This window comes from Sedimentitalea arenosa (genome assembly GCF_016428585.1).
Taxonomy (GTDB): Bacteria; Pseudomonadota; Alphaproteobacteria; order Rhodobacterales; family Rhodobacteraceae; genus Sedimentitalea; species Sedimentitalea arenosa.
Window position 1 is genome coordinate 110,731 of record NZ_JAELVR010000011.1, and the last position, 23,259, is coordinate 133,989.

Consider the following 23,259-nt stretch of genomic DNA (forward strand, 5'->3'; position numbering starts at 1 on the left):
CATGACCACCGAAGTCCGCGTCCCCACGCTCGGCGAATCCGTCACCGAGGCGACCGTCGCCACCTGGTTCAAGCAGCCCGGAGACAGCGTCGCCGTCGACGAGATGCTCTGTGAGCTGGAAACCGACAAGGTCACCGTCGAAGTGCCCAGCCCCGTTGCCGGCAAGCTGGCCGACATCGTCGCCGCCGAGGGCGAGACCGTAGGCGTCGACGCGCTGCTCGCCAACATCGCCGAAGCGGGCGATGCCGGCGCCACCACGCCCGAACCGCGCCCCTCCGCCAAGCAGGCCGAGGACTCGGGCGACGGCACGTCCGACGCGGGCGGCGGCGGCAAGTCGATCGACGTGATGGTGCCGACGCTCGGGGAATCGGTCTCCGAGGCCACCGTCAGCACCTGGTTCAAGGCGGTCGGCGACAGCGTCGCCCAGGACGAGATGCTCTGCGAACTGGAGACCGACAAGGTCAGCGTCGAAGTGCCGGCTCCCGCCGCGGGCACCTTGACCGAGATCGTCGCCGCCGAGGGCGCGACCGTGCAGGCCAACGGCAAGCTCGCGGTCATCGCCTCGGGCGATGCCGCCGGCGCGGACACCACGCCGCCGCCCGAGGGCGGCAAGGACGTCGCCGCCCCCAGGGCCCCCGCCGCCGCCGATGCCGGCGAAGGTGCGGATGTGGAAAACGCGCCCTCCGCCAAGAAGGCGATGGCCGAGGCCGGTCTCTCCGCCGACCAGGTCACCGGCACCGGACGCGACGGGCGCATCATGAAGGACGACGTCGCCCGCGCCATCGCGGCCGCAGGGCAGGCCCCGGCGGCTTCGCCGACCGCGCCCACCCCTGCTGCCCAATCTCCCCGCGCCCCGGTCCCGGCCGAGGACGCCGCCCGCGAGGAGCGGGTCAAGATGACCCGCCTGCGCCAGACCATCGCCCGGCGCCTGAAGGACAGCCAGAACACCGCCGCCATGCTCACCACCTACAACGAGGTGGACATGACCGAGGTGATGGCCCTGCGCAGCCAGTACAAGGACGAGTTCGAGAAGAAGCACGGCGTGCGGCTCGGCTTCATGTCCTTCTTCACCAAGGCCTGCTGCCACGCGCTGAAGGAGGTGCCCGAGGTCAATGCCGAGATCGACGGCACCGACATCGTCTACAAGAACTTCGTCCACATGGGCGTCGCCGCCGGCACCCCCACCGGCCTCGTCGTGCCGGTGATCCGCGATGCCGACAGCATGTCCTTCGCCGAGATCGAGAAGGCCATCGCCGAGAAGGGCCGCCGCGCGCGCGACGGCAAGCTTTCGATGGCGGAAATGCAGGGCGGCACCTTCACCCTGTCCAATGGCGGCGTCTACGGCTCGCTGATGTCCTCCCCGATCCTGAACCCGCCGCAATCGGGGATTTTGGGCATGCACAAGATCCAGGACCGCCCGATGGCGATCAACGGAGAGGTCGTCATCCGCCCGATGATGTACCTGGCGCTGAGCTATGACCACCGCATCGTCGACGGCAAGGGCGCCGTGACCTTCCTCGTCCGCGTCAAGGAAGCACTGGAGGATCCGCGCCGGTTGCTGATGGATCTTTGAGAGCCGAAAGAAGATGGAAAGGCCAGCCGACCCCGCTCACGAACCCCATATCGAAGCGTTCAACCTGACGGTGGCGCTGGTCTTCAACCATCTCTACATCAATTTCCCTATCCGGCAGTGGTTCACCGCCGGAACGCTGGGCGACGCATTCAAGGAACTCTGTGAGACGCCTGATCAGGATCTGGTCCTGCCTTCCGGTATACCGCAAGAGGCCGGAGTGACTTACATTCGCGGATCCAACGTTCCTCCTTCGCGCTACCTACAGGAAATCTTGCGATGGCTGGAAATCAATGGGCTGCATTTTCGCGACACGGATTCCGACGGTGACGATGTTTTTCAGATGACGTCCAAGGCCCTGACGATACTGGGGAAATCTCCTGACGGCATATCCGGAAACCTTGGCAACAGCCTGACAAATGCAGTCGGCGCTGCAGGTGCGGAAGCCGGCAAGGCCGCCATCGGCGAGGTTGTCGGACAGATCATCGGCGCTGCCGCGCGCGGATTTGCAGGAGGATAATGATGTGACCCCCGAACTCACCGCCCTCACCCTCGCCGCCCTGCTGCAAGTGCTCCAGTTCGCGGCCTACTCGGTCACGGCCAACCTCCAGGTCGGGACGAAAACCGCGCTCGGCCCCCGCGATGAACCGGTGCATCTCACCGGCACCGCGGGCCGCCTGCAGCGCGCGATGACCAACCATTTCGAAGGGCTCATCCTCTTCACCATTGCCTGCACGGTCATCGCCCTCACGGACCAGTCGACCGCCCTCACCCAAACCTGCGCCTGGACCTACCTCGCCGCCCGCGTGCTCTACGTCCCGGCCTACGCCTTCGGCCTGACCCCCTGGCGCTCGCTGATCTGGGGTGTCGGCTTCCTCGCCACCGTCACCATGCTTCTGGCGGCGCTGGCATGATCTTCATCTTCGCGGAAATACTCCGGGGTGAGGCGCGCACGCGCCGAGGGGCGGAGCCCCTGTCCCGGCCCGCGCCATCGCTTTCGCTGCACACCGCGTATGTACGCGATATGCACGGCATGTGTACGCTTGGCACAGCCCGAATTCCCACAGGAGACTCCCATGGCTAACTACGACGTCATCATCATCGGTTCCGGCCCCGGCGGCTATGTCTGCGCCATCCGCTGCGCCCAGCTGGGCCTGAAAACCGCCTGCGTCGAGGGCCGCGACACGCTCGGCGGCACCTGTCTGAACGTCGGCTGCATCCCCTCCAAGGCGCTGCTGCACGCCAGCCACATGCTGCACGAGGCCGAACACAATTTCGCCGCAATGGGCCTCAAGGGCAAAAGCCCCTCCGTCGACTGGAAACAGATGCTCGCCTACAAGGACGACACCATCGGGCAGAACACCAAGGGCATCGAATTCCTGTTCAAGAAGAACAAGATAGACTGGATCAAGGGCTGGGCCTCGATTCCCGAGACGGGCAAGGTCAAGGTCGGCGACGACGTGCACGAGGCAAAGAGCATCATCATCGCCACCGGCTCCGAACCCGCCTCCCTGCCCGGCGTCGAGGTCGATGAAAAGACCGTCGTCACCTCCACCGGCGCGCTGGAACTGGGCAAGGTGCCGAAGAAGCTCGTGGTGATCGGCGCCGGCGTCATCGGCCTCGAACTGGGCAGCGTCTATTCCCGTCTCGGCGCCGAGGTCACGGTGATCGAATATCTCGACGCCATTACCCCCGGAATGGATTCGGAAGTCCAGAAGACCTTCCAGAGAATCCTGAAGAAACAAGGGCTTGAATTCATCATGGGCGCGGCGGTCCAGAAGACCGAAACCCTGAAAACCAAGGCCAAGGTACACTACAAGCTCAGGAAGGACGACAGCGAACACGTGCTCGACGCCGACGTGGTGCTGGTCGCCACCGGACGCAAACCCTATACCGACGGGCTCGGGCTCGACGGTCTCGGCGTGACCCTCTCCAAGCGCGGCCAGATCGAAGTCGGCAAGGACTGGCAGACCAACGTCAAGGGCATCTACGCCATCGGCGACTGCATCGACGGCCCCATGCTGGCCCACAAGGCCGAGGACGAAGGCATGGCCGTCGCCGAACAGGTTGCCGGCAAGCACGGGCATGTGAACTACGGCGTCATCCCCGGCGTGATCTACACCCACCCCGAGGTCGCCAATGTCGGCGAAACCGAACAAACCCTGAAAGAACAAGGCCGTAACTACAAGGTCGGCAAGTTCATGTTCATGGGCAACGGCCGCGCCAAGGCCAATTTCGCCGCCGACGGCTTCGTCAAGATCCTCGCCGACAAGGAGACGGACCGCATCCTCGGCGCGCATATCATCGGCCCCAGCGCGGGTGAGCTGATCCACGAGATCTGCGTCGCGATGGAGTTCGGCGCCGCCGCCGAAGACATCGCCCTGACCTGCCACGCCCACCCGACCTATTCCGAGGCCGTGCGTGAGGCGGCCCTGGCCTGCGGCGACGGCCCCATCCACAGCTGACCATTGGCCCCGGCGGATCACACCGCCGGGGTCAACCACGCTCGCAGGTAGGTCTGCAGGCGCGCCTCGAAGGACTGCGCCGCATGCAAGGCACAGAACTGCAGCGCCATCGACTGGACCGCAAAGGCCTGCACCCCCTCGGCCAGCAACTCCGCGTCCACGTCCCGGCGATAGGACCCGGCCGAGATCCAGCCCGCGACCAGCGTCACGTACCGATCGAAACTCTTCGCGATCGGTCCGATCTCGGACACGGCAGCGGCTCCCGAATAGCGCAGGATCACGTCGAACACGTAGCGTTCCGAGGTCATGAAACTGTGCAGCGGCATGAGCTGCGCGCAAATCCCGGCCACATCCCGCGGCACGGGCACCGACTCGGCGCGTTCCAGCAAAGTGTCGAGTTCGCCGCCGATCAGCAGTTCCATCAACGCGTCCTTGTCCCGGAAATGCGCAAAGAATGTCCCCTTGGCCACGCCGGCGCGTGCCACCACGTCCTCGACCCTCAGCGCCTCGTACCCCGACTCGCGCACCAGGGCGTCCGCCTCTTCCAGCAGCCTGGCGCGCGTGCGCAGGGTCCGTTGTTGAATTGGTTTGCTCATGCAGCTCTTGTGACAGTTTTTCTGACCGTGGTCAAATTTTGTAATTGACCACGGTCACTTTATGACGCAAATAAGTGACCACGGTCAATTTATGGAGAATCACATGTCATCCAGGAAGATATTTGTCCTCGACGGTCACCCCGCGAAAACCAGCCTGTCGCGAGAATTCGCCGAACGCTATGCCGACGCGGCCCGCCACGCGGGCCACGAGGTGCGGATCACGCATCTCTCCGAACTCGTCTTCGATGAGGATTTCGGTCAGGGAAACTATGAGAATTTCAAACCCCTGGAACCTGTGCTTGAGCAGGTCATGGAGGATATCGAGTGGAGCGAGCACCTGGTCCTGACCTCACCGATGTGGTGGGGCGGCCTGCCCGCGCGCCTGAAGGGATTGATCGACCGCGCCTTCGTGCCGGGGCGCGCATTCGATCCGCGCAACACCACGCTTTCCGGGATGCCCTCGCCGATGCTGACCGGACGCTCGGCCCGTGTCATCCTCACCTCGGACACGCCGGGCTGGGTGATGCGCCTGCTCTATCGGCGCGCGCTGATCTGGCAGATGCGGGGGCAGATCCTGGGCTTCGTCGGGTTCAAGCCGACCCGCTTCACCTATTTCGCGGGCGCCAGCTACCCCAAGCCGGGCATGGTCGAGCGTTGGATCGGACAGGTCGAACGGATCGGCGCGGCCGCGGCGTGACGTCGCTCACCAGAGCGTTTCGGCGGCGCGAGCACCCCAGGCCGTGTCATAGGCCGCGCCGCCCTCTTCGCCATCGGTCATCTCGGCCAGGATATCGCCTACGCTCGGCAGTCCGGCGCTGTCATCACGGGACCAGAGACCGGCGCGCAACACCGCCCGCGCGCATTGGGTATAGACCTCGCCGATGCGGATCACGATCACCGTCGCCGGTTGCCGCCCTTTCTTCGTAAAACGGTTCCGCAACTCCGCGTCCGTGGTCAGTTTCGCACGTCCGTTGATCCGCACGACCGTGTCGGACCCCGGCACCATGAACATCAACGACACGCGCCCGTCCGTCACGATATTGCGCAGGGAATCCAGCCGGTTGTTGCCGCGCCAGTCGGGCATCGCCAGGGTTCCCGGGTCCAGTTCGACGACCACCGGGCCGTCATCCCCACGCGGGCTGCCATCGGTGCCATCAGTGCCGACCGTGACCAGCACGCAAAAGCGCGAGGCGGCGATCCAGCGCCGGTAGAGCGGCGTCATCCGCGCGGCGACCTTGCGCAACGCTGGTTGGCCCGGTTCGCCATAGAGCGCTTCCAGCGCCTCGATATCCTCAAGATACTGCATCGGCCTCGAACCCCGCTTCGCGCATCAGTGCGTCCGACCGGGTTTCGACCCGGCGTTCCAGTTCCTTCATGAACTCGACCCGCGACAAACCCGGCGGCATCGGCTCGAGAAACTCGACCACCGCGACGCCGGGACGGCGCATGATGCCCTTGCGCGGCCACAGCACCCCGACATTCGTCGCCACCGGCACGCAGGTCTGGCCCAGCTGTTCATACAGGATGCCGGTGCCGACCTTGTAATCGGCCTTCATCCCCGGCGCGACGCGGGTACCCTGCGAATAGATCACCAGCTGTCCGGCCTCCTGCCGGCCTGCATTGACGTCTCGCACCATCTTGTCGATCGCCGCCCCGCGCTTGCCCCGGTCGACCGGAACACAGTCCAGCAGCTTGGCATATTGACCGATGACGGGCGTGCGCAGGATCTCCTTCTTCATGATGAACTTCGCCGTGGGCAAGGCGGTGAAGATCATCATGATGTCCAGAAAAGACTGGTGCTTCGCCGCGATCAGCGCCTCGCCCTGGGGCGGCGTGCCGCGCACCTCGCAGCGGATCCCGACCATCCAGCGCGCTGACCAGAACACCCAGCGGGAATAGGTCTTGCAGCAAACCCGTGCCCCATGCTTGCTGAACAGCGCCCACGGCGCGAATACCAGCCCCACGATCGGCATCATCACATAGATCTGCCCGACGAAGAGCAGAGAGCGCAGCCATTGGAAAGCGTCCCGGATCATTGCAATCGCTCCAGTTTTCGATGCGCCGCGACCCAGGTCGCCCCAAAGGCCACTGCCGCCGCAAGGATCGGGATCAAAAGCGGCAACAGCCAGCCCGCCCCGCGGAACCCCAGCCCGGTCAGAACGCCGCCGGCCTCGCTGGCCGCGGGCAACAGCGCGACTCCTGACATGCCGAGCGCAATCCCGCCGCCCGCCCCGATCAGGGCACGGAATGTGAACCGGCGGATGAAGGCCTGCGCAATATAGCGGTCCCGTGCCCCGACCAGCCGCAGTACTTCGATCACCTGCGCGTTCGCCGCGAGAGAGGCATTGGCCGCCAGAGTGATCATCGCGGCGGTCGCGCCGGCGATCAGCAGGATCGAGATCAGCGCCATGCGCCGCAGGCCGTGCGCCGCATCGACCAGCGGCGCCCGCCAGCGGCCGTGATCGTCCAACACCGCGCCCGGCACCTCGGCGCTCAGCCGCAGGCGCAGCCCGGCCGCGTCGTACCCCGGATCGGCGGCGACGACATCGATCAGCTGCGGCACCGGCAGGCCATCGAGCGGCAGTTCGGCTCCGAACCAGGGCTCCAGGAGCGCGGCCTGCTCCTCGGCGGTCAGCGGCTCCGCACTGGCGACCCCCGGGGTCTGCCGCAGGATGGTCAGCGCGGACTCGGTCTGCGCGGCAAGCTGCTCGGGCGGGGCCGAGATGCGCAGCGTCGCGCTGCGGGCCAACTCGTCGGCCCAGCGATCCGCCAGCCGCCCGGATGCCAGCGACAGCGCCAGGGCAAAGACCGCGAGGAAGGCCATCGCACCCGCGACGAACACGGTCAGCTGCGCCGTGATCCCACTGGGCGGCACCACCCGGTCGGCCTGCGCATCACCGACAAGAAAGGCGCGAATATTGCCCTTGCTCACAGATCCGCCCCCGCCAGTTGCAACCGCCGGTCCGAGATCCGCAGCACGCGCGCCTGCACCTGGCTCTTGGCGGCCCGGATCAGCGCGAGGTCGTGGCTGGCGATCAGCACCGTCTTGCCCATCCGGTTCAGCTCAACCAGCAGGCGCAGCAGGCGCTGCGACATCTCCCAATCGACATTGCCGGTCGGCTCGTCCGCGAGGATCACGTCGGGCGACATGATGACGGCCCGCGCCAGCGCCGCCCGCTGACGTTCGCCACCCGAGAGTTCCGGCGGCAGCGCATCGGCCCGGGCGGACAGGCCGACCCAGTGCATCAGGTCACTGAGGTTCTCGCTCTCCTGCGTCACGTCCCGCCCCGACACGGTCAGAGGCAGGGCGATATTGTCGGCCAGCGGCAAGTGATCGAGAAAACGGCAATCCTGGTGGACGACCCCGATGCGCCGCCGCAGCAATGCCATCTGGTCGCGATCCAATTGGGTCAGGTCGGCATCAAAGGCGGTGACGCGGCCCGCCGTGGGCAACAGCGCACCATAGCAGATCTTCATCAGCGTGGTCTTGCCCGAGCCCGACGGCCCGGTCAGGAAATGGAACGACCCCGGGGCAAGGCGCACCGAGATGTCGCTCAGCAGTTCGCCGCCGCCATAGCTGTAGCCCACCTGTTCAAGCTCGATCACGGCCAACCCTCTGCCATCCTCGTGCCTTTTGCCTGACACACAGATCAGTTTCAATGGCCGTTCGCCCGGCCCGGTGGCAGGCCGCCGCCGGGTGTCAAATTGGGCCTTTGCGAAAGGGATGCGACCCCCTATGGTTCGGCAAAACAATCAGGACCGGTGCAGGCAGTCACCCGGATCAGGAGGGGCAGAATGCGTCTGACATGCCCGAAATGCGGTGCCCAGTACGAGGTGCCGGATGAGGTGATCCCCACGGAAGGGCGCGACGTGCAATGCTCGGCCTGCGGCACCACGTGGTTCCATGCACATCCCGATCATCCCTCGGTCGCCCAGGCGGATGCTCCGGCGGCTGAGATCGCGGCTGCCGCCGAGGATACGGACGACGAACCCGAGGCAGACAACGATCCGCTGGAAACTCCACCGCGCCGGGAACTCGATCCCGAGGTCGCGGAAATCCTGCGCTCGGAAGCCGATCGCGAGTCCCGCCTGCGGGCGGCGGAACGTGATCCCACCGCCACGGCGCCCGCCTTGGACCAAACGCCGGCCGATGATGGTGCCACCAAGCCTGTCGTTTCCGCCCCCACACGCGATGGCGGCGAGACAACCACGACCCCACATGGCGAGGCCCCAACGACGGCGGAGCCGTCCGATGCGTCCGAGAAAGCGCCGCGCAAAAGCGGGTTTCTGCGCGGGTTCAGCCTGATCATCCTTCTGGCGATGGCGCTGGTGCTGATCTATTCGAACGCTGCCGAAATCTCGGCGGCAATGCCCGCACTCGCGCCAACGCTCGACAGCTATGTCGATCTGGTGAACCAGGGCCGGGTGTGGCTCGACGCGACGATCAGCCCGCAGTCCCCCCAACCCGCCCCGACGGAATAGTCAGGCAGGCGATCAGAACCGTTCCAGCAACCTCTGAAGGTAGTCCAGCTCGACCTCGGGCCGTTCGCCATCGCCGGATCGGCGGCGGATCTCGTCCAGCAACTCCCGCGCGCGGCGATAGACATCTTCGCCCTGCAACAGGTTCTCGGGAGTCCCGAGCGAGCCGTTGGAACCGGTGTCGCGCCCCAGCGGATCACGATTCTGCGCCCGCATGTCTCCGTCGGTCGTGCCCTGGCCCGGCTGGTTCTGCTGTTCCTGCGCCATTGCTTCGCCGAGCGCCCGCATACCTTCGCGCAGCGCTTCCATCGCCTCGGATTGCCGGTCGATCGCACCGGCGTAATCGTCCTGCCGAAGGGACTCTTCGGCCCCGTCCATCGCGCGCCCGGCCCGGTCCAGCGCCTCGCGCGCTGCGTCGCCTTCCGGCGTTCCCGCACCCGGCATCTGGCCCTGCTGGCGAGACAGCTCATCGCGCAGGGCGCGCTGCCGATCCGCCAGCGATTGCTGACCGCCGGGCTGCCCCGGCTGACCTGGCTGAGCGCCTTCGCCCTGGCCGTCGGCGCGCCCCTGGCCCTGGCCCTCATGGCTCTCGCCACGGCCCTGACCACCGTTGCGGCCCTGGTTGCCCTCGTTTTCACCGGCCTGCGCGCCCGGGTTGAACTGTTCCTGCAGGTCGCGGAACGCCTGATCCGAGAGACCTTGCTGCTCGCGCAGTGTCTCGGCCAGTCCCTCCATCGCCTGCTGCCCCGGGGACTGGCCGCCCTGGCCCTGTCCCTGGGTCACGCGCATGTTCTCCATCATTTGCTGCAGTTCCTGCAGCGCCTGTTCGGCCTCGGCCATGCGGCCCTGCTCCATCAACTCCTGGATGCGATCCATCATGCGCTGCAGATCGTCCTGCGTCATCTGCATCGAGTTCTGCGCCTGCTGCTGTCCCTGCTCGCCCTGTTGCCCTTGCTGCTGGGCCTGGCGGGACAGTTGACGCAGGTAGTCATCGGTGGCGCGCCGCAACTCCTGCATCAGTTCGGCGATCTCCTGATCGGACGCGCCGTTGCGCATCGCTTCGCTCAACTGCTCCTGCGCGCGGCGCAGGCGCTCCAACGCGTCGCCGAGATCACCCTCTTCCAGCAGGATCGCCAGATCCCACAACGCCTCCGCCATCTCGTTCTGCGCCTCGACGGCCAGCAGGTCGCGTTCCGCGAGGCTTTCCAGCCGGCGCAGGATCACCCTGAGCCGCAGATAGGCGGTTTCCGAACGGAACACTTCGTCCGGGCGGTGCGAGATCGCCCGCAGCACCTGAGCCACGCGCGGCGCATTCGCCCGCGCCCAAAGCAGGTCGCGCCGCATCTCGATCACGGCGGCGGCCATCGGATCGAAGAAGCGCCGCGCCGGCAGAGTCATCGCATGGGCCTCGCCCACGGTGACGTTGCCGGCCGAATCCGTCGCGGACAAGGTGACCGTCACTGGCAGATGGGCCCAGGGATGCTTGGACAGATCCTCGATCAGCGTCTCCGTGAACATCGTCCGATCCCCCGCGATCGGCATCGGCAGCGGGACAGCGACAGGCTCTCGCGGATCGGGATCGGTGGCGAGGCCATATTCGCGGGTCAGCGCCGGGAGGTCGAGGGCGATGACTGCTTCGCCCGAGACGACGCCGTAGTCGTCGCTCGCCGTGAAGGGCAAGGTCATTTCGCCGGTCGCCTCGGCCTCGGGCACGCCGGCGACCGTGATCTGCGGCGGCGTGTCTGACAGAACGCGGATGTCCCAAGCGCGACCGCCGGGACCGTCGATGCGCAGTTCTCCATCCTGCGTGACGGTGAAATCCTGCACCGGGTCCGAGGCGGGGGGCAATTCGCCGATACGGCCCGATACGGTCTCGGCCAGTGTCAGGTCGCCGACTTCACCATAGAACCGCAGCAGGATACGACTGTTGACCGGCACCTCTATCGCCGCGCTGTCGATATCCTTCATGTAGATGGTCGGCTTGCCCGTGTACCGCGGTGGCTCGACCCACCCTTCCCATGTCGGTCCGCCGGCGAGGTCGCCCCCACCGGGGGTCATATCCACGACCGACCCTACCCGCCAGATCGACCCGAACAGCAACGCGACGAGAAACGCCAGAAGCGCCACATAGCGCAGCGCGAAGGGATCGCGCCGGGCGAGTTTCAGGTCGGGCGCCGGCGCTTGCGCCGCGGCAGCCCGATCGGCCATGCGCGCCTGGTGGGCACGCCAAACCGCCATCGAGGATTCATCGCCGGTTCCGATGGCCTGCTGGTCCATCACAGCCTGAATCGGTCGCCCGGGCAAGGTCGCATCGAGCCGCGCAAGCGCCATCTGGCGCGTTGGCCAGACAAAGCGTCTGACACCCGAGATCGCAGCGACCAGAGCCGCAAGCGCGAAGACCACCGTGCCGACCCAGACCGCCTCAATCGGCAGATGGTCCTGCACCCCCAGCATCAGAAGCGCCGCCGCCAGAAGGATCACACTGATCAGGGGCCAGAACCCGCGCAGCAGCTGTTCGGCCAGCAGGCCGCAACGCGTCAGGAAAAGCGGCAGACGCAGTTTGTGCAGGACAGGCGGGATGGCAGTCGGTTCGGCCATAAGGGTCTCCGAATGGCCGGAGAGCGGGATAGCCTCACAGCCATTCGGGGATGGTATCGCGTTTTATGATTTCGTCAAAGGTCGGACGTGGGCGAATAACCGCGAATTGATCCCCTTTCACCAGAACCTCGGGGATCAGGGGGCGCGTATTGTATTCGCTGGACATGACCGCACCGTAGGCGCCCGCGCTGCGGAACGCGACAAGATCACCAGCGGTCAGCGGCGGCATCGCGCGCTGGCGGGCGAAGGTGTCGCCGCTCTCGCAGACCGGGCCGACGATGTCATAGGGCTGCCGCTCGATTCCCGGGCGCGGCTCGACGACCGGGACGATATCGTGATGCGCGTCGTACATCGCCGGGCGGATCAGGTCGTTCATAGCGCCATCGATGATGAGAAAATCGCGCCCCTCGCCCTGTTTCACATAGATCACCGCGCTGACCATGATCCCCGCGTTGCCCGCGATCAGGCGGCCGGGTTCGATCTCGATCTCGCACCCCAGATGCCCGACCTTGCGCTTGATGAGCGCGCCGTAATCCAGCGGAAGGGGCGGTGCGCTGTTGGACTGTTCATAGGGAATGCCCAGCCCGCCACCCAGGTCGAGCCGCCGGATGTGGTGCCCGTCCGCCCGCAGCGCCTCGGTCAGCTCCGCGACCTTGCGATAGGCCGTCTCGAAGGGTTCCAGCTCGGTCAGCTGGCTGCCGATATGCACGTCGATCCCGACCACATCCAGCCCGGGCATCGCACCGGCGCGGGCATAGACCTCGCGCGCCCGTGCGATCGGAATGCCGAACTTGTTCTCCGACTTCCCGGTGGCGATCTTGGCATGCGTGCGGGCGTCGACATCCGGATTGATCCGGATCGTGATCGGCGCGATCTTGCCCAGCGACAGGGCGACCGCGTTCAGAACCTCCATCTCGGGCTCGGATTCGACGTTGAACTGTCGGATGCCGCCTTCCAGGGCCACGCGGATTTCATCCGCCGTCTTGCCGACGCCGGAAAAGACGATCCGCTCACCCGGCACGCCCGCCGCCTTGGCGCGCAGATATTCCCCGACAGACACCACGTCCATTCCTGCCCCAGCCTGCGCCAATGTCATCAGGATCGCCTGGTTGCTCGCGGCCTTCATCGCGTAGCAGACCATGTGATCCATGCCGTCGAGCGCCTCATCGAACAGCGTGAAATGACGCAGAAGCGTGGCGGTCGAATAGACGTAAAACGGCGTGCCGACCGCAGCGGCGATGTCGCTGATCGGCACGTCTTCGGCATGCAGGCTGCCGTTGCGGTACAGAAAGTGATCCATGTCGCGCGCTTAGACCGAAACGCCGGCCCGGATCAAACGGATTCGCCCTGCCCGGCGCCCGGGCGATTGCGCAGGAACAGGTAGAGCGGCAAGCCGCAGCTGACACCGATGCAGAACGTGGCGGGAATCGCGACCAGACCGATCCAGTTTCGGCGCGCGACGGACTCGGCGATGACGAAGACGGTCAAGGCCACGGCGGCAATCGTCAGGTCCCAGACGAGCCCGCTGCTGGCCGCGTTGACGTGCCAGGCATCGACCATGCCGCCGAGGTCGAATCCGTTCTCGCCGAACCATTGCAGGAAGTAATACATAGGGTGGATCGCGCCCCAGATCGCCAGCGCGAGAAAGACCAGACGCAGCGGCGACACCGCTCAGAATCCCAAGTAAATCGAAAGGGGCCCCTGGTGCAGCCCGACGCCGCCATAGGTGTTAACCCCACCCGATCCGACTCCGATGCCCACGTTCATCGAGGGCTGGACCGGCTCGCCATCGACGCCGCACCCGGCCAGAAAGATTGCCGCCACAAGAATGAGTTTCTTCATCCGTTCGCCCCCGATACGTTCCCGCGCGACATTTTCGCCGCGCCGACGTCGCTACCGCATCGGAGTATAGGGCGAACCGGACCACGGGTCGACTGCATTGCGCAGCGAGACGGAGATGCCGGCCCGCGCAGTGCCTGACACGCGGACGGACCCGTTTGACCCGCTGGCCTGCTGCGGTCCGCGCGCCTGTTCGGGTGGGGCTGACCGGGTGACCGGCTCACACGCCGCAAGTGCGAGCACCGCAGCGGCGGCCAGGCCTGCGCGGATCACAGTGCGTCCTTCCAGCGCGCGATCTGCGCCCTGACCTGATCGGGCGCGGTTCCGCCATAGGAGGTGCGCGAACGCACCGAGTTGTCCACACCCAGCACCTCGAACACGTCCTGCGTGATCTCCTTGTGCACGCTGTGCATGTCGGACAACGCAAGCTCGGGCAGGTCGCAGTTCTTGGACTCGGCCAGAGCGACCAGCGATCCGGTGACATGATGGGCCTCGCGGAACGGCAGGCCCAGAACCCGCACCAGCCAGTCGGCGAGGTCGGTGGCAGTCGAGAAGCCCGAGCCTGCGGCGGCTGCGAGGCTGTCTCGGTTGGCGGTCATGTCCCGCACCATACCTTCCATCGCGGCCAGCGCCAGCATCCAGTTGTCGGCGGCGTCGAAGACCTGTTCCTTGTCTTCCTGCATGTCCTTGGAATAGGCCAGCGGAAGCCCTTTCATCACCATCATCAGTGCCGTGTTCGCCCCGTAGATGCGCCCGACCTTGGCGCGGATCAATTCGGCCGCATCCGGATTCTTCTTCTGCGGCATGATCGAGGAGCCTGTCGAGAACCGGTCGGACAAGGCTACAAAACGGAACTGCGCGCTGGACCAGATCACCAGTTCCTCGGCGAACCGGCTGAGATGCATGGCACAGATGCTCGCAACACTCAGAAACTCCAGCGCGAAATCCCGGTCGCTGACCGCATCCAGCGAATTGGCCGCCGGGCGATCGAAGCCGAGGGCGCGCGCCGTCATCTGCCGGTCGATCGGGAAGCTGGTACCCGCCAAAGCCGCCGCGCCCAACGGGCATTCGTTCATCCGCGCCCGCGCATCGCGCACGCGCGACAGGTCGCGCCCGAACATCTCGACATAGGCCATCATGTGATGGCCCCAGGTAACGGGTTGCGCCGTCTGCAGATGGGTGAACCCCGGCATGACCCAATCCGCACCGGCCTCGGCCTGCCCCAGAAGGGCCTTGATCAGGGCGATCAGCCCGGTCTCGGCCGCATCGAACTGATCGCGCACCCACAGCTTGAAATCGGTCGCCACCTGGTCGTTGCGGCTGCGCCCCGTGTGCAAGCGTCCCGCCGGTTCGCCGATGATCTCCTTCAGCCGGGCTTCGACATTCATGTGGATGTCTTCCAACGCCGTGGAAAAGGCGAAGGTTCCGGCCTCGATCTCTGACAAGACTGTGAGCAGCCCTTTCCCAATCGCCTCGGCGTCGCTATCGCTTATCACACCCGTCGCGGCCAACATCGCCGCATGGGCCCTTGAGCCGGCAATGTCCTGCGCCGCCATCCGCTGATCGAACCCGATCGAGGCGTTGATCGCCTCCATGATCGCGTCCGGGCCTGCGGCAAAGCGGCCGCCCCACATCTGGTTCGAGGTCGTTTCGGTCATCTGTCAGCCCTTCGGAGGGGAAATGAAAAAACTGTTGCTCGCGCTCGTTTATACGGCCCTCGCATCGGGTGCAAACATCGCCGCGGCTGACGTCGCCGCGTGGGAATCGCTGCGCGAAGGCGACATGAAAAAGCTGGTGTTCCATGCAGAACCGAAACCGGCCAGTGACGCTGAATTCAACCTGGCGGACGGAGCCGGCACCGCGACGCTGGCCGATTATCAGGGCAAGTACGTACTGTTGAACTTCTGGGCCACCTGGTGTGCGCCCTGCCGCAAGGAGATGCCGATGCTGGCCGACCTGCAGACTGAATTCGGCGGCGATCGGTTCGAGGTTCTGACTTTGGCCACCGGGCGCAACTCCCCGGTCGGCATTCAGAAGTTCTTTGACGAGATCGGCGTCACCAACCTGCCGCGGCACCAGGATCCGAAACAGGCGGTGGCGCGCGACATGGCGGTTCTTGGTCTGCCGATCACGGTGATCCTGAACCCCGAGGGCGAGGAGATCGCCCGGCTTCAGGGCGACGCGGTCTGGAACTCGGACAGTGCCAAGGCGATCCTGACCTCGATCCTAGCGGAGTGACGCCGCACGCTTGACTAGGCGCGGCCCGCGAGGCGTTTCACCTCTTCATGTCGATGGCACGTCAGGACGTGATCGTTCACCATCCCGACAGCCTGCATGAACGCATAGACGATCGTCGGCCCGCAAAAGCGAAAGCCGGCCTTCTTCAGGTCCTTCGAGATCGTGTGGGACAGCGGCGTATGGGCCGGAACCGAGGCCAGGTCAGGCCAAAGGTTCTGGATTGGTTCGCCGCCGACGTAGTCCCACAGGAACGTGTCAAAGCCCCGGTCGCGCTCGATTCTCTGCCAGGCGCGCGCATTCCCGATCGTCGCTTCGATCTTGCCCCGGTGGCGGATGATCCCTGGATTGCCCAAAAGCCTGACGACATCTGCCTCGCCCCAACCCGCGATGATGTCGGGATCGAATCCCGCAAAGGCCTCGCGGAAATTGTCGCGCTTCTTCAGGATCGTGATCCAGCTCAGCCCGGCCTGAAAGCCGTCGAGGATCAACTTCTCCCAAAGTGCGCGGCTGTCATATTCGGGTACGCCCCACTCGGTATCGTGATAGATCTCGTAGATCCGGTCCTGACCGACCCAGCCGCACCGTTCCATGATGTCCTCCCGCGTGCTGCCCCAGACGTGCCGCAAACTTTCGCAAATTGCGAGCCTTAAGTCCGCATTTACCGCTTCTGCGCAAAGTGATCGGGCGCGCCCATAGCCAACTCGGCCCAAGCAGCGTGCATGCCAGGACGGAGCCCCACATGTTGACACGTCGAAAAATGCAGGCCGATCTGCCCGAAGGCGCAACCAGCCCACTTGACGCCGCCGTGACCCGGCGCGACGCCGATACGCTGAGCATGGTAAGCGAGGCGGTCCAACACAATCAGACGATGTTGGCCTTTCAGCCGGTGATGCAGGCGCAGCCACCGCATCAGACCGCCTTCTACGAGGGGCTGATTCGGGTTCTCGATGGCACCGGCCGGGTCATTCCCGCTCGCGAATTCATGCCGGTCGTCGAGTCCAGCGAGTTGGGGCGCGACATCGACTGCCTCGCGCTCGAGGCCGGATTGCGCACATTGGCCCGCAATCCTTCTCTGCGACTGTCGATCAACATGTCGGCCCGCTCGATCGGCTACAAGCGATGGATACGGACGCTGGATCGGCATCTCAGGAAGGACGCCACGCTTGGCGAACGGCTGATGCTTGAAATTTCGGAGGCCTCCGCGATGACGATTCCCGAACTCGTCATCGACTTCATGGACAACCTGCAGGACCGCAGCATCGGTTTCGCTCTGGACGATTTCGGCGGCGGCATGACGTCCTTCGGCCATCTCAAGAATTTCTTCTTCGATGCGGTAAAGATAGACGGGCGCTATATCCGCGACATTCATACCGATACTGACAACCAGATCGTCACCAAGGCATTGGTCGCCGTGGCCAAGCAGTTCGACATGCTGGTGATCGCGCCCAACGTCGAATCGGTGCAGGAGGCGGAATATCTGGTCTCGATCGGTGTCGATTGCCTTCAGGGCTATCTGTTCGGCGCCGCGACGGTCCGCCCGCCCTGGATACCGCAGGCCGAAACCCGCGCCGCCGGCTAGACGCCGAACGACGTCACGCCCGCCGGTCGCCCCGATTTCAGGAGGCGAGAGGCTTTCGCGGAGTCGCCAAGTTTCCCCTGAGACACCCTGTCTGTTGCTGCGCCTGCGGCAATCCAGTATGCCCGGCCTCGAAAGCCGGGGGCTCCCGCACGGAACGTAGCTTGCAATGCGGGCCGCGCCGGGCATGATATCCGGATCACACGCTGGCAAAGGATTGACAGAATGACCAACGTAGTAATCGCATCAGCAGCACGGACAGGCGTGGGCAGTTTCGGCGGATCCTTCGCCAACACGCCGGCGCATGATCTCGGCAAGGCTGTCCTCGAAGCCGTGGTCGAACGGGCGGGGGTCGACAAGGCCGATGTCAGCGAGACCATTCTCGGGCAGGTCCTCACCGCCGCGCAGGGGCAGAACCCCGCGCGCCAAGCGCATGTCAATGCGGGCCTGCCGCAGGAGAGCGCCGCCTGGGGCATCAACCAGGTCTGCGGATCGGGCCTGCGCGCCGTTGCGCTCGGCGCCCAGCACATCGCCCTCGGCGATGCCGACGTCGTGGCTGCGGGCGGTCAGGAGAACATGTCGATGTCGCCCCATGCCGCCAATCTGCGGCCCGGCCACAAGATGGGCGACATGAAGTATATCGACACGATGATCCGCGACGGGCTGTGGGATGCCTTCAATGGCTATCACATGGGCCAGACCGCCGAGAACGTCGCCGAGAAGTGGCAGATCAGCCGCGAGCAGCAAGACGAATTCGCCGTCGCGAGCCAGAACAAGGCAGAAGCGGCCCAGAAGGCAGGCAAGTTCAAGGACGAGATCGTGCCCTTCACCATCAAGACCCGCAAGGGCGACATCGTGATGGACAGCGACGAATACATCCGTCACGGCGCCACCATGGAGGCGATGGCCAAGCTGCGCCCGGCCTTCACCAAGGACGGGTCGGTCACAGCCGCGAACGCCTCGGGGCTGAACGACGGTGCGGCCGCCGTGCTGCTGATGTCGGCCGAGAATGCCGAGAAGCGCGGGATCGAACCGCTCGGGCGTATCGCTTCCTATGCCACTGCCGGGCTCGACCCGTCGATCATGGGTGTGGGCCCGATCTATGCAAGCCGCAAGGCGCTGGAGAAAGCCGGCTGGAAGCCCGAGGATCTCGACCTCGTCGAAGCCAACGAGGCCTTCGCAGCCCAGGCCTGCGCGGTGAACAAGGACATGGGTTGGGATCCGGCGATCGTGAACGTCAACGGCGGTGCCATCGCCATCGGTCACCCGATCGGGGCCTCCGGTTGCCGTGTGCTGAACACGCTGCTGTTCGAGATGAAGCGCCGCGACGCCAAGAAGGGCCTCGCCACGCTCTGCATCGGTGGCGGCATGGGTGTCGCGCTCTGCGTGGAACGCGACTGACGCATAGCGGATCTGCGGCGAGGGCCCTGCCTCGCCGCATTCCTTTCCGCTAGGTCACCCCGACAAGACACGACCAACCAGAACAAGACTTTGGAGGAGACAGAACATGTCCAGAATCGCCCTCGTGACCGGAGGCAGCCGCGGCATCGGCGCCGCCATTTCGAAAGCCCTGAAAGCCGAAGGCTATACCGTCGCCGCGACCTATGCCGGCAATGACGAAGCCGCCGCCGCCTTCACCGAGGAAACCAGCATCAAGACTTACAAGTGGAATGTCGCCGACTATGACGAAAGCAAGTCCGGCATCGAGAAGGTCGAAGCCGAACTGGGCCCGATCGACGTGGTCGTGGCCAACGCCGGCATCACGCGCGACGCCCCCTTTCACAAGATGACGCCCGAGCAGTGGCACCAGGTGATCGACACCAACCTGACCGGGGTGTTCAACACGGTGCACCCGATTTGGCCCGGCATGCGCGAACGCAAGTTCGGCCGCATCATCGTGATCAGCTCGATCAACGGCCAGAAGGGTCAATTCGCTCAGGTGAACTATGCCGCGACCAAGGCGGGTGACCTGGGCATCGTCAAGTCGCTGGCGCAGGAAGGCGCGCGTGCTGGCATCACCGCCAACGCGATCTGCCCGGGCTACATCGCGACCGAGATGGTTATGGCTGTGCCGGAAAAGGTGCGCGAAAGCATCATCGGGCAAATCCCCGCCGGACGTCTCGGCGAGCCCGAAGAGATCGCCCGCTGCGTGGTGTTCCTTGCGTCCGACGACGCGGGCTTCATCAACGGCTCCACGATCAGTGCAAACGGTGCGCAGTTCTTCGTCTGACACGAAGCCGCGGAACGAAAAAGGGCCGGTCATTTCGACCGGCCCTTTTTTGTGGCTCGTCGGACGGCCGGGATATCCCGGCGCGCGGCACTCAATGACGCCTGTGCGTCGAGAAAAGCCAATGCCATGCGTCCTTGATGGCTCGGGCGCGTTCCTCATGGGCGATCTGGAAGGCGCGGCGTGTCTCGGGGTTGGTAGTGCTCTCGATCATCGGAGTATCCTTGGTTGAGTATTTCTGGATTGCTCTCTACATGGCCCTTAAAAACTAAAGCCACAAACGAGACTCTTCCTTGAGCCAGTTAAGGAATACTTGCCTGAAATGACCGATCGCCTGCCACCCCTCACCGCCCTGCGCGCCTTTGACTCTGCCGCCCGCCACATGTCCTTTGCGCGGGCCGCGCGCGAACTGAACGTGACCCCCGCCGCCCTGTCGTTTCAGATCAAATCGCTCGAAACGCATCTCGGCCAGCCCCTGTTCCGGCGCCTCAATCGCGCGGTCGAACTGACAGAGGCCGGGCGTATGCTCGCCCCGGGCACCGCCGACGGTTTCCAATCGTTGACCGCTGCCTGGCGTGCGACGCGCCGCCTGCAAGACGATTCGACCCTGAACGTAACTGCCGGCCCGGCCTTCACCGCGAAATGGATGGCGCCCCGCTTCTACGAGTTTGTGCAGGCCCATCCCGAGATCGAGTTGCGGTTCTCCGCCAGCCTCCGCCTGATGGATTTCGATCTGGACGAGATCGACGTGGCGATCCGCTTCGGATACGGGCCCGATCCGGACCTCTACGCCGAACCCCTGGCCTTTGAATGGCTGACGCCTGTCATGACCCCGGCAATGGCCGAGCGCTATCCGACGCCGCAAGACCTGACCAGGGCTCCGTTCCTTTTCGACCAATCCATCGATTTCCTGCGCCCAAAATGCGACTGGGCGGCGTGGTTCCGGGCCGTCGGGATCGATTTCGATCCTCAGCACGGGGCGCGGTTCTCGCAGGCCGATCATGCTGTCGATGCCGCGCTGGCAGGTGCCGGGGTGGTGCTGGGACGTCGCGCCCTCGTGATAAAGGATATCCACGAAGGCCGGCTCGTCGCCCCCTACGAAGTCGCGCTTCGGACCGACGCGCACTTCCGCTTTGTCTGCCAGAAGGGTGCCGAAAAGCGCCCGTCCATTCGGGCATTTCATGACTGGATTCTGGCCGAGATCGAAAAGACCGCCGAGGTCTCGGGCCGTCTGACCATCGTATCCGTTACCGACTGAGCCGACCCGTCCGCAAAACACAAAAACGCCGCCGGCAGGCCCGGCGGCGCGATCGGCTCAGAACTCCATGTGGGCCGGTACTCCGGCCAGACGCCTCAGGCTGAAAGGCGCTGGATTTCTTCCTTCAGCTTCAGCTTCTGTTTCTTGAGTTCCGCCACGCGTAAATCATCGACACCCGGTGCACGCTGCGCTTCCTCCACTTCGGTGCTCAGGTGCTCATGCTTCTTCTTCAGTTCGTTCAGGTGCGCGCTCAAGCTCATGGCAGTCCTCCTCTGAATTGGGTGCCATTAAAGTAGAGCACAGTCTCGCCATCCTGTCACGCGTGATCGGCGGAACACGGCTAAGGAGCGGCTAACATCCCTGTGACCATCAGGCAGCGGGCCAGTCGAGCGCTACCCCCTCGCGCAGCACCGCCGAGATGTGCGCGCCGAAACTGTCTCCGTCGCGCTCGTGCCGTGCGCCGTCGTGCAGGATGACCGGCGCGTGCAGGCGCAAGGCCGCACGACCGCCCTTGCGCGCGCGCAGGATAACGAGGTCGGCAGCCCGTCCGGCGCGCGCCGCCAGGGGAAGGATTTCCGGCGACCCCAGCCGCCCTTCGCAGGCAGTCAGCATCTCGGGCAGACGGTCGACACGCTGGATCATGTGAAGATACCCTTTTGGCGCCAGACGCCGCGCGGCGACCTCGATCCAGCGCACAAGCGGCGTGGCCGTCTCACCCAGCGCCAGCTGTCGGCCATTGTCTGATGCGGGGCTGTGCGCACCGGCGCGGAAGTAGGGCGGATTGGCGAGAATTACATCGAACCTCTGCTGGCGCAGGTCGTCCGGAAGCGCGTCGATATCTGCGGTGACAATCTCTGCCTCAATCCCGTTGTCCGCCGCGTTGCGCCGGGCAAGATCCGCATAGGCGGGCTGAAGCTCAACCCCCGAAAGTTGCAGCCCGGCGCCGCGTATCGCGAGGCAAAACAGCGCGGCCCCCGCGCCGCAGCCAAGTTCGAGCACCGACAGGCCCGGCCGCAGCGCCACGGAGGCTGCCAACAGGACCGGATCGATCCCGGCGCGATAGCCTGACCTTGGTTGAAGGAGCTCCAGACGCCCGCCCAAGAACGCATCGCGCGTCAGATCGTCATCCGTGAAGGCCCTCATCGCCCCGGGGGAATGTCGTTGTCGGTCATGACGCGCAGCGCCCGGTCATAATCCTCGCTTCGGACCATCATCCGACGCGGGAAAACACCGATGCCACCTTCGAGGATGCTCATGTTTACGTCCATCTGAAAGCAGTCTATATCCTCGCCCTGAAGAAGGGCGGACGCAAAGGCCATCACGGTGGGGTCGGTGCTGCGAAAGAGTTCCTTCATGAGGACGGATGTAAGGGCAAGGTTCCGCGGTTGTCGAGCCTTGTATCGGGAGTGTGATGGATACCAGTGTGGCGAACAATCCCCATGACAGGCTGAGCCTGACGCTGGCCGAAGACCTGCTCGCGGTCAACACGTTGATCCGCGAGCGGATGTCGTCCGAGCACGCGCCGCGCATCCCCGAGGTCACTGCGCATCTGGTCGAGGCCGGCGGCAAACGGCTACGCCCGATGCTGACGCTGGCGACCGCGCGGCTCTGCGGCTACGAGGGCCCCTATCACGTTCACCTCGCTGCGACCGTGGAGTTCATCCACACGGCCACGCTGCTGCATGACGACGTGGTCGACGAAAGCCGCCAGCGCCGGGGCCGTCCCACCGCGAACCTGCTCTGGGACAACAAGTCGTCGGTTCTGGTCGGCGACTACCTGTTCGCACGCAGCTTCCAGTTGATGGTCGAAACCGGGTCGCTACGGGTGCTGGACATCCTGTCCAATGCCGCCGCCACGATCGCCGAGGGCGAAGTGCTGCAGCTGACCGCGGCGCAGAACCTCGCGACTGACGAGTCGATCTATCTCAAGGTGGTGCGCGGCAAGACCGCCGCGCTGTTCTCGGCGGCGACCGAGGTCGGCGGAGTCATCGCCGGCGCGCCCGAGGCGCAGGTCAAGGCGTTGTTCGATTACGGTGATGCGCTCGGCATCGCCTTCCAGATTGCAGACGACCTGTTGGACTACAGCGGCGACGCCAAGGCCACCGGGAAGAACGTGGGCGACGATTTTCGCGAGCGCAAGCTGACCCTGCCGGTAATCAAGGCGGTCGCGCAGGCCACGCCTGAGGAGCGCAAGTTCTGGGAGCGCACCATCGAAAAAGGCCACCAGAACGAGGATGATCTGGAAACCGCGCTGACGATCATGGCGAAATACGGCACGCTCGAGGCGACCCGCGCGGATGCAACCGCCTGGGCCGACAAGGCGCGCGCCGCGCTGGCCCTGGTGCCTGCCGACCCGATCCGTGACATGCTCGAGGATCTGCTGGACTACGTGGTCTCTCGCATCTCCTGACTG

Annotated in this window: 27 protein-coding genes; 12 read left to right on the forward strand and 15 right to left on the reverse strand. The window is 65.1% G+C overall.

What is annotated here, in order from left to right; translation table 11 throughout:
• The first annotated feature begins 1 nt into the window (after position 1).
• The 4 genes from odhB (at position 2) to lpdA (ending at position 4,035) form a co-directional block, all read left to right on the forward strand.
• Positions 2 to 1,573, forward strand: a complete 1,572-nt coding sequence (gene odhB, locus JF290_RS15985) for a 2-oxoglutarate dehydrogenase complex dihydrolipoyllysine-residue succinyltransferase (RefSeq protein WP_199025901.1) — start codon at positions 2 to 4, stop codon at positions 1,571 to 1,573.
• 13 nt (positions 1,574 to 1,586) lie between these two features.
• Positions 1,587 to 2,090, forward strand: coding sequence for a hypothetical protein (locus JF290_RS15990; RefSeq protein ID WP_199025902.1), 504 nt, complete (start codon positions 1,587 to 1,589; stop codon positions 2,088 to 2,090).
• 4 nt (positions 2,091 to 2,094) lie between these two features.
• Complete coding sequence (locus tag JF290_RS15995) at positions 2,095 to 2,484, forward strand: MAPEG family protein (protein WP_199025903.1); 390 nt, start codon at positions 2,095 to 2,097, stop codon at positions 2,482 to 2,484.
• A gap of 162 nt (positions 2,485 to 2,646) precedes the next feature.
• On the forward strand, positions 2,647 to 4,035 hold the full coding sequence (lpdA, locus tag JF290_RS16000; protein ID WP_199025904.1) for a dihydrolipoyl dehydrogenase: 1,389 nt from the start codon (positions 2,647 to 2,649) through the stop codon (positions 4,033 to 4,035).
• Positions 4,036 to 4,052: 17 nt separating this feature from the next.
• Here lpdA and JF290_RS16005 read toward each other — a convergent pair whose 3' ends face one another.
• A complete protein-coding gene (locus JF290_RS16005; protein ID WP_199025905.1) occupies positions 4,053 to 4,631 on the reverse strand; it encodes a TetR/AcrR family transcriptional regulator in 579 nt (192 codons plus the stop codon).
• Between the two features lie 103 nt (positions 4,632 to 4,734).
• On the opposite strand from JF290_RS16005, the gene JF290_RS16010 reads away from it, so the two are divergent.
• Entirely contained in the window at positions 4,735 to 5,328 is a 594-nt protein-coding gene (locus JF290_RS16010; protein WP_199025906.1) for an NAD(P)H-dependent oxidoreductase, read from the forward strand.
• A gap of 6 nt (positions 5,329 to 5,334) precedes the next feature.
• On the opposite strand, the gene JF290_RS16015 is transcribed toward JF290_RS16010, so the two are convergent.
• Genes JF290_RS16015 through JF290_RS16030 form a run of 4 tightly spaced genes read right to left on the reverse strand, consistent with a single transcriptional unit; the run spans position 5,335 to position 8,237 of the window.
• The gene (locus JF290_RS16015) at positions 5,335 to 5,937 is read right to left on the reverse strand and encodes a pyridoxamine 5'-phosphate oxidase family protein (RefSeq protein ID WP_199025907.1); all 603 of its coding nucleotides are present in this window, start codon (positions 5,935 to 5,937) and stop codon (positions 5,335 to 5,337) included.
• Positions 5,924 to 6,664, reverse strand: a complete 741-nt coding sequence (locus JF290_RS16020) for a lysophospholipid acyltransferase family protein (RefSeq protein WP_199025994.1) — start codon at positions 6,662 to 6,664, stop codon at positions 5,924 to 5,926. The genes JF290_RS16015 and JF290_RS16020 overlap by 14 nt, the downstream gene beginning before the upstream one ends.
• Positions 6,664 to 7,563, reverse strand: coding sequence for a cell division protein FtsX (locus JF290_RS16025; protein ID WP_199025908.1), 900 nt, complete (start codon positions 7,561 to 7,563; stop codon positions 6,664 to 6,666). The genes JF290_RS16020 and JF290_RS16025 overlap by 1 nt, the downstream gene beginning before the upstream one ends.
• Positions 7,560 to 8,237 carry a cell division ATP-binding protein FtsE gene (locus JF290_RS16030; RefSeq protein WP_199025909.1) on the reverse strand — a complete coding sequence of 226 codons (678 nt, stop codon included), beginning with the start codon at positions 8,235 to 8,237 and terminating at the stop codon, positions 7,560 to 7,562. Before JF290_RS16030 ends, JF290_RS16025 begins: the two co-directional genes overlap by 4 nt.
• A 189-nt stretch (positions 8,238 to 8,426) precedes the next feature.
• Here JF290_RS16030 and JF290_RS16035 point away from each other — a divergent pair, with 189 nt between their 5' ends.
• Complete coding sequence (locus tag JF290_RS16035; RefSeq protein ID WP_199025910.1) at positions 8,427 to 9,113, forward strand: zinc-ribbon domain-containing protein; 687 nt, start codon at positions 8,427 to 8,429, stop codon at positions 9,111 to 9,113.
• Positions 9,114 to 9,125: 12 nt separating this feature from the next.
• Here JF290_RS16035 and JF290_RS16040 read toward each other — a convergent pair whose 3' ends face one another.
• Genes JF290_RS16040 through argH form a run of 6 tightly spaced genes read right to left on the reverse strand, consistent with a single transcriptional unit; the run spans position 9,126 to position 15,205 of the window.
• A complete protein-coding gene (locus tag JF290_RS16040) occupies positions 9,126 to 11,708 on the reverse strand; it encodes a TIGR02302 family protein (RefSeq protein ID WP_199025911.1) in 2,583 nt (860 codons plus the stop codon).
• A 34-nt stretch (positions 11,709 to 11,742) separates the two neighbouring features.
• Complete coding sequence (lysA, locus tag JF290_RS16045; RefSeq protein WP_199025912.1) at positions 11,743 to 13,008, reverse strand: diaminopimelate decarboxylase; 1,266 nt, start codon at positions 13,006 to 13,008, stop codon at positions 11,743 to 11,745.
• Positions 13,009 to 13,040: 32 nt separating this feature from the next.
• Complete coding sequence (locus tag JF290_RS16050; RefSeq protein WP_199025913.1) at positions 13,041 to 13,376, reverse strand: DUF2834 domain-containing protein; 336 nt, start codon at positions 13,374 to 13,376, stop codon at positions 13,041 to 13,043.
• 3 nt (positions 13,377 to 13,379) lie between these two features.
• Entirely contained in the window at positions 13,380 to 13,550 is a 171-nt protein-coding gene (locus JF290_RS16055; protein WP_199025914.1) for a hypothetical protein, read from the reverse strand.
• A gap of 51 nt (positions 13,551 to 13,601) precedes the next feature.
• Positions 13,602 to 13,820 (reverse strand): hypothetical protein, encoded by a 219-nt coding sequence (locus JF290_RS16060; protein WP_199025915.1) that lies wholly within the window; start codon positions 13,818 to 13,820, stop codon positions 13,602 to 13,604.
• Positions 13,817 to 15,205, reverse strand: a complete 1,389-nt coding sequence (argH, locus tag JF290_RS16065) for an argininosuccinate lyase (protein WP_199025916.1) — start codon at positions 15,203 to 15,205, stop codon at positions 13,817 to 13,819. The genes JF290_RS16060 and argH overlap by 4 nt, the downstream gene beginning before the upstream one ends.
• A 22-nt stretch (positions 15,206 to 15,227) precedes the next feature.
• Between argH and JF290_RS16070 the strand changes: the two genes are divergently transcribed.
• Entirely contained in the window at positions 15,228 to 15,785 is a 558-nt protein-coding gene (locus JF290_RS16070) for a TlpA family protein disulfide reductase (RefSeq protein WP_199025917.1), read from the forward strand.
• Positions 15,786 to 15,799: 14 nt separating this feature from the next.
• Here JF290_RS16070 and JF290_RS16075 read toward each other — a convergent pair whose 3' ends face one another.
• Positions 15,800 to 16,375, reverse strand: coding sequence for a DNA-3-methyladenine glycosylase I (locus tag JF290_RS16075; protein WP_199025918.1), 576 nt, complete (start codon positions 16,373 to 16,375; stop codon positions 15,800 to 15,802).
• A gap of 149 nt (positions 16,376 to 16,524) precedes the next feature.
• Between JF290_RS16075 and JF290_RS16080 the strand changes: the two genes are divergently transcribed.
• From JF290_RS16080 to JF290_RS16095, 4 genes are all read left to right on the forward strand, one after another.
• On the forward strand, positions 16,525 to 17,364 hold the full coding sequence (locus tag JF290_RS16080) for an EAL domain-containing protein (protein ID WP_199025919.1): 840 nt from the start codon (positions 16,525 to 16,527) through the stop codon (positions 17,362 to 17,364).
• Between the two features lie 222 nt (positions 17,365 to 17,586).
• Positions 17,587 to 18,762 (forward strand): acetyl-CoA C-acetyltransferase, encoded by a 1,176-nt coding sequence (locus JF290_RS16085; RefSeq protein ID WP_199025920.1) that lies wholly within the window; start codon positions 17,587 to 17,589, stop codon positions 18,760 to 18,762.
• 106 nt (positions 18,763 to 18,868) lie between these two features.
• Positions 18,869 to 19,591: an acetoacetyl-CoA reductase gene (phbB, locus tag JF290_RS16090; RefSeq protein WP_199025921.1), complete on the forward strand. Its 723-nt coding sequence runs from the start codon at positions 18,869 to 18,871 to the stop codon at positions 19,589 to 19,591.
• A 319-nt stretch (positions 19,592 to 19,910) separates the two neighbouring features.
• Positions 19,911 to 20,846 carry a transcriptional regulator GcvA gene (locus JF290_RS16095; RefSeq protein WP_199025922.1) on the forward strand — a complete coding sequence of 312 codons (936 nt, stop codon included), beginning with the start codon at positions 19,911 to 19,913 and terminating at the stop codon, positions 20,844 to 20,846.
• Positions 20,847 to 20,941: 95 nt separating this feature from the next.
• On the opposite strand, the gene JF290_RS16100 is transcribed toward JF290_RS16095, so the two are convergent.
• From JF290_RS16100 to JF290_RS16110, 3 genes are all read right to left on the reverse strand, one after another.
• Entirely contained in the window at positions 20,942 to 21,106 is a 165-nt protein-coding gene (locus JF290_RS16100) for a YdcH family protein (RefSeq protein WP_199025923.1), read from the reverse strand.
• Between the two features lie 109 nt (positions 21,107 to 21,215).
• A complete protein-coding gene (locus JF290_RS16105) occupies positions 21,216 to 21,989 on the reverse strand; it encodes a tRNA1(Val) (adenine(37)-N6)-methyltransferase (RefSeq protein WP_199025924.1) in 774 nt (257 codons plus the stop codon).
• Positions 21,986 to 22,201 carry a putative signal transducing protein gene (locus JF290_RS16110; protein ID WP_199025925.1) on the reverse strand — a complete coding sequence of 72 codons (216 nt, stop codon included), beginning with the start codon at positions 22,199 to 22,201 and terminating at the stop codon, positions 21,986 to 21,988. Before JF290_RS16110 ends, JF290_RS16105 begins: the two co-directional genes overlap by 4 nt.
• A gap of 56 nt (positions 22,202 to 22,257) precedes the next feature.
• Here JF290_RS16110 and JF290_RS16115 point away from each other — a divergent pair, with 56 nt between their 5' ends.
• A complete protein-coding gene (locus JF290_RS16115; RefSeq protein ID WP_199025926.1) occupies positions 22,258 to 23,256 on the forward strand; it encodes a polyprenyl synthetase family protein in 999 nt (332 codons plus the stop codon).
• Positions 23,257 to 23,259: the final 3 nt, after the last annotated feature.

Excerpts from the sequence above, each read along its gene's own strand:
- phbB (WP_199025921.1), top strand. The coding sequence starts at position 18,869 with ATGTCCAGAATCGCCCTCGTGACCGGAGGCAGCCGCGGCATCGGCGCC.
- JF290_RS16005 (WP_199025905.1), bottom strand. The coding sequence starts at position 4,631 with ATGAGCAAACCAATTCAACAACGGACCCTGCGCACGCGCGCCAGGCTG.
- JF290_RS16070 (WP_199025917.1), top strand. The coding sequence starts at position 15,228 with ATGAAAAAACTGTTGCTCGCGCTCGTTTATACGGCCCTCGCATCGGGT.
- JF290_RS16035 (WP_199025910.1), top strand. The coding sequence starts at position 8,427 with ATGCGTCTGACATGCCCGAAATGCGGTGCCCAGTACGAGGTGCCGGAT.
- JF290_RS16100 (WP_199025923.1), bottom strand. The coding sequence starts at position 21,106 with ATGAGCTTGAGCGCGCACCTGAACGAACTGAAGAAGAAGCATGAGCAC.
- JF290_RS16075 (WP_199025918.1), bottom strand. The coding sequence starts at position 16,375 with ATGGAACGGTGCGGCTGGGTCGGTCAGGACCGGATCTACGAGATCTAT.
- JF290_RS16085 (WP_199025920.1), top strand. The coding sequence starts at position 17,587 with ATGACCAACGTAGTAATCGCATCAGCAGCACGGACAGGCGTGGGCAGT.
- JF290_RS16080 (WP_199025919.1), top strand. The coding sequence starts at position 16,525 with ATGTTGACACGTCGAAAAATGCAGGCCGATCTGCCCGAAGGCGCAACC.
- JF290_RS16115 (WP_199025926.1), top strand. The coding sequence starts at position 22,258 with ATGGATACCAGTGTGGCGAACAATCCCCATGACAGGCTGAGCCTGACG.
- JF290_RS16105 (WP_199025924.1), bottom strand. The coding sequence starts at position 21,989 with ATGAGGGCCTTCACGGATGACGATCTGACGCGCGATGCGTTCTTGGGC.
- argH (WP_199025916.1), bottom strand. The coding sequence starts at position 15,205 with ATGACCGAAACGACCTCGAACCAGATGTGGGGCGGCCGCTTTGCCGCA.
- odhB (WP_199025901.1), top strand. The coding sequence starts at position 2 with ATGACCACCGAAGTCCGCGTCCCCACGCTCGGCGAATCCGTCACCGAG.
- JF290_RS16040 (WP_199025911.1), bottom strand. The coding sequence starts at position 11,708 with ATGGCCGAACCGACTGCCATCCCGCCTGTCCTGCACAAACTGCGTCTG.
- JF290_RS16110 (WP_199025925.1), bottom strand. The coding sequence starts at position 22,201 with ATGAAGGAACTCTTTCGCAGCACCGACCCCACCGTGATGGCCTTTGCG.
- JF290_RS15990 (WP_199025902.1), top strand. The coding sequence starts at position 1,587 with ATGGAAAGGCCAGCCGACCCCGCTCACGAACCCCATATCGAAGCGTTC.
- JF290_RS16055 (WP_199025914.1), bottom strand. The coding sequence starts at position 13,550 with ATGAAGAAACTCATTCTTGTGGCGGCAATCTTTCTGGCCGGGTGCGGC.
- JF290_RS16015 (WP_199025907.1), bottom strand. The coding sequence starts at position 5,937 with ATGCAGTATCTTGAGGATATCGAGGCGCTGGAAGCGCTCTATGGCGAA.
- JF290_RS16095 (WP_199025922.1), top strand. The coding sequence starts at position 19,911 with ATGACCGATCGCCTGCCACCCCTCACCGCCCTGCGCGCCTTTGACTCT.
- lysA (WP_199025912.1), bottom strand. The coding sequence starts at position 13,008 with ATGGATCACTTTCTGTACCGCAACGGCAGCCTGCATGCCGAAGACGTG.
- lpdA (WP_199025904.1), top strand. The coding sequence starts at position 2,647 with ATGGCTAACTACGACGTCATCATCATCGGTTCCGGCCCCGGCGGCTAT.
- JF290_RS16010 (WP_199025906.1), top strand. The coding sequence starts at position 4,735 with ATGTCATCCAGGAAGATATTTGTCCTCGACGGTCACCCCGCGAAAACC.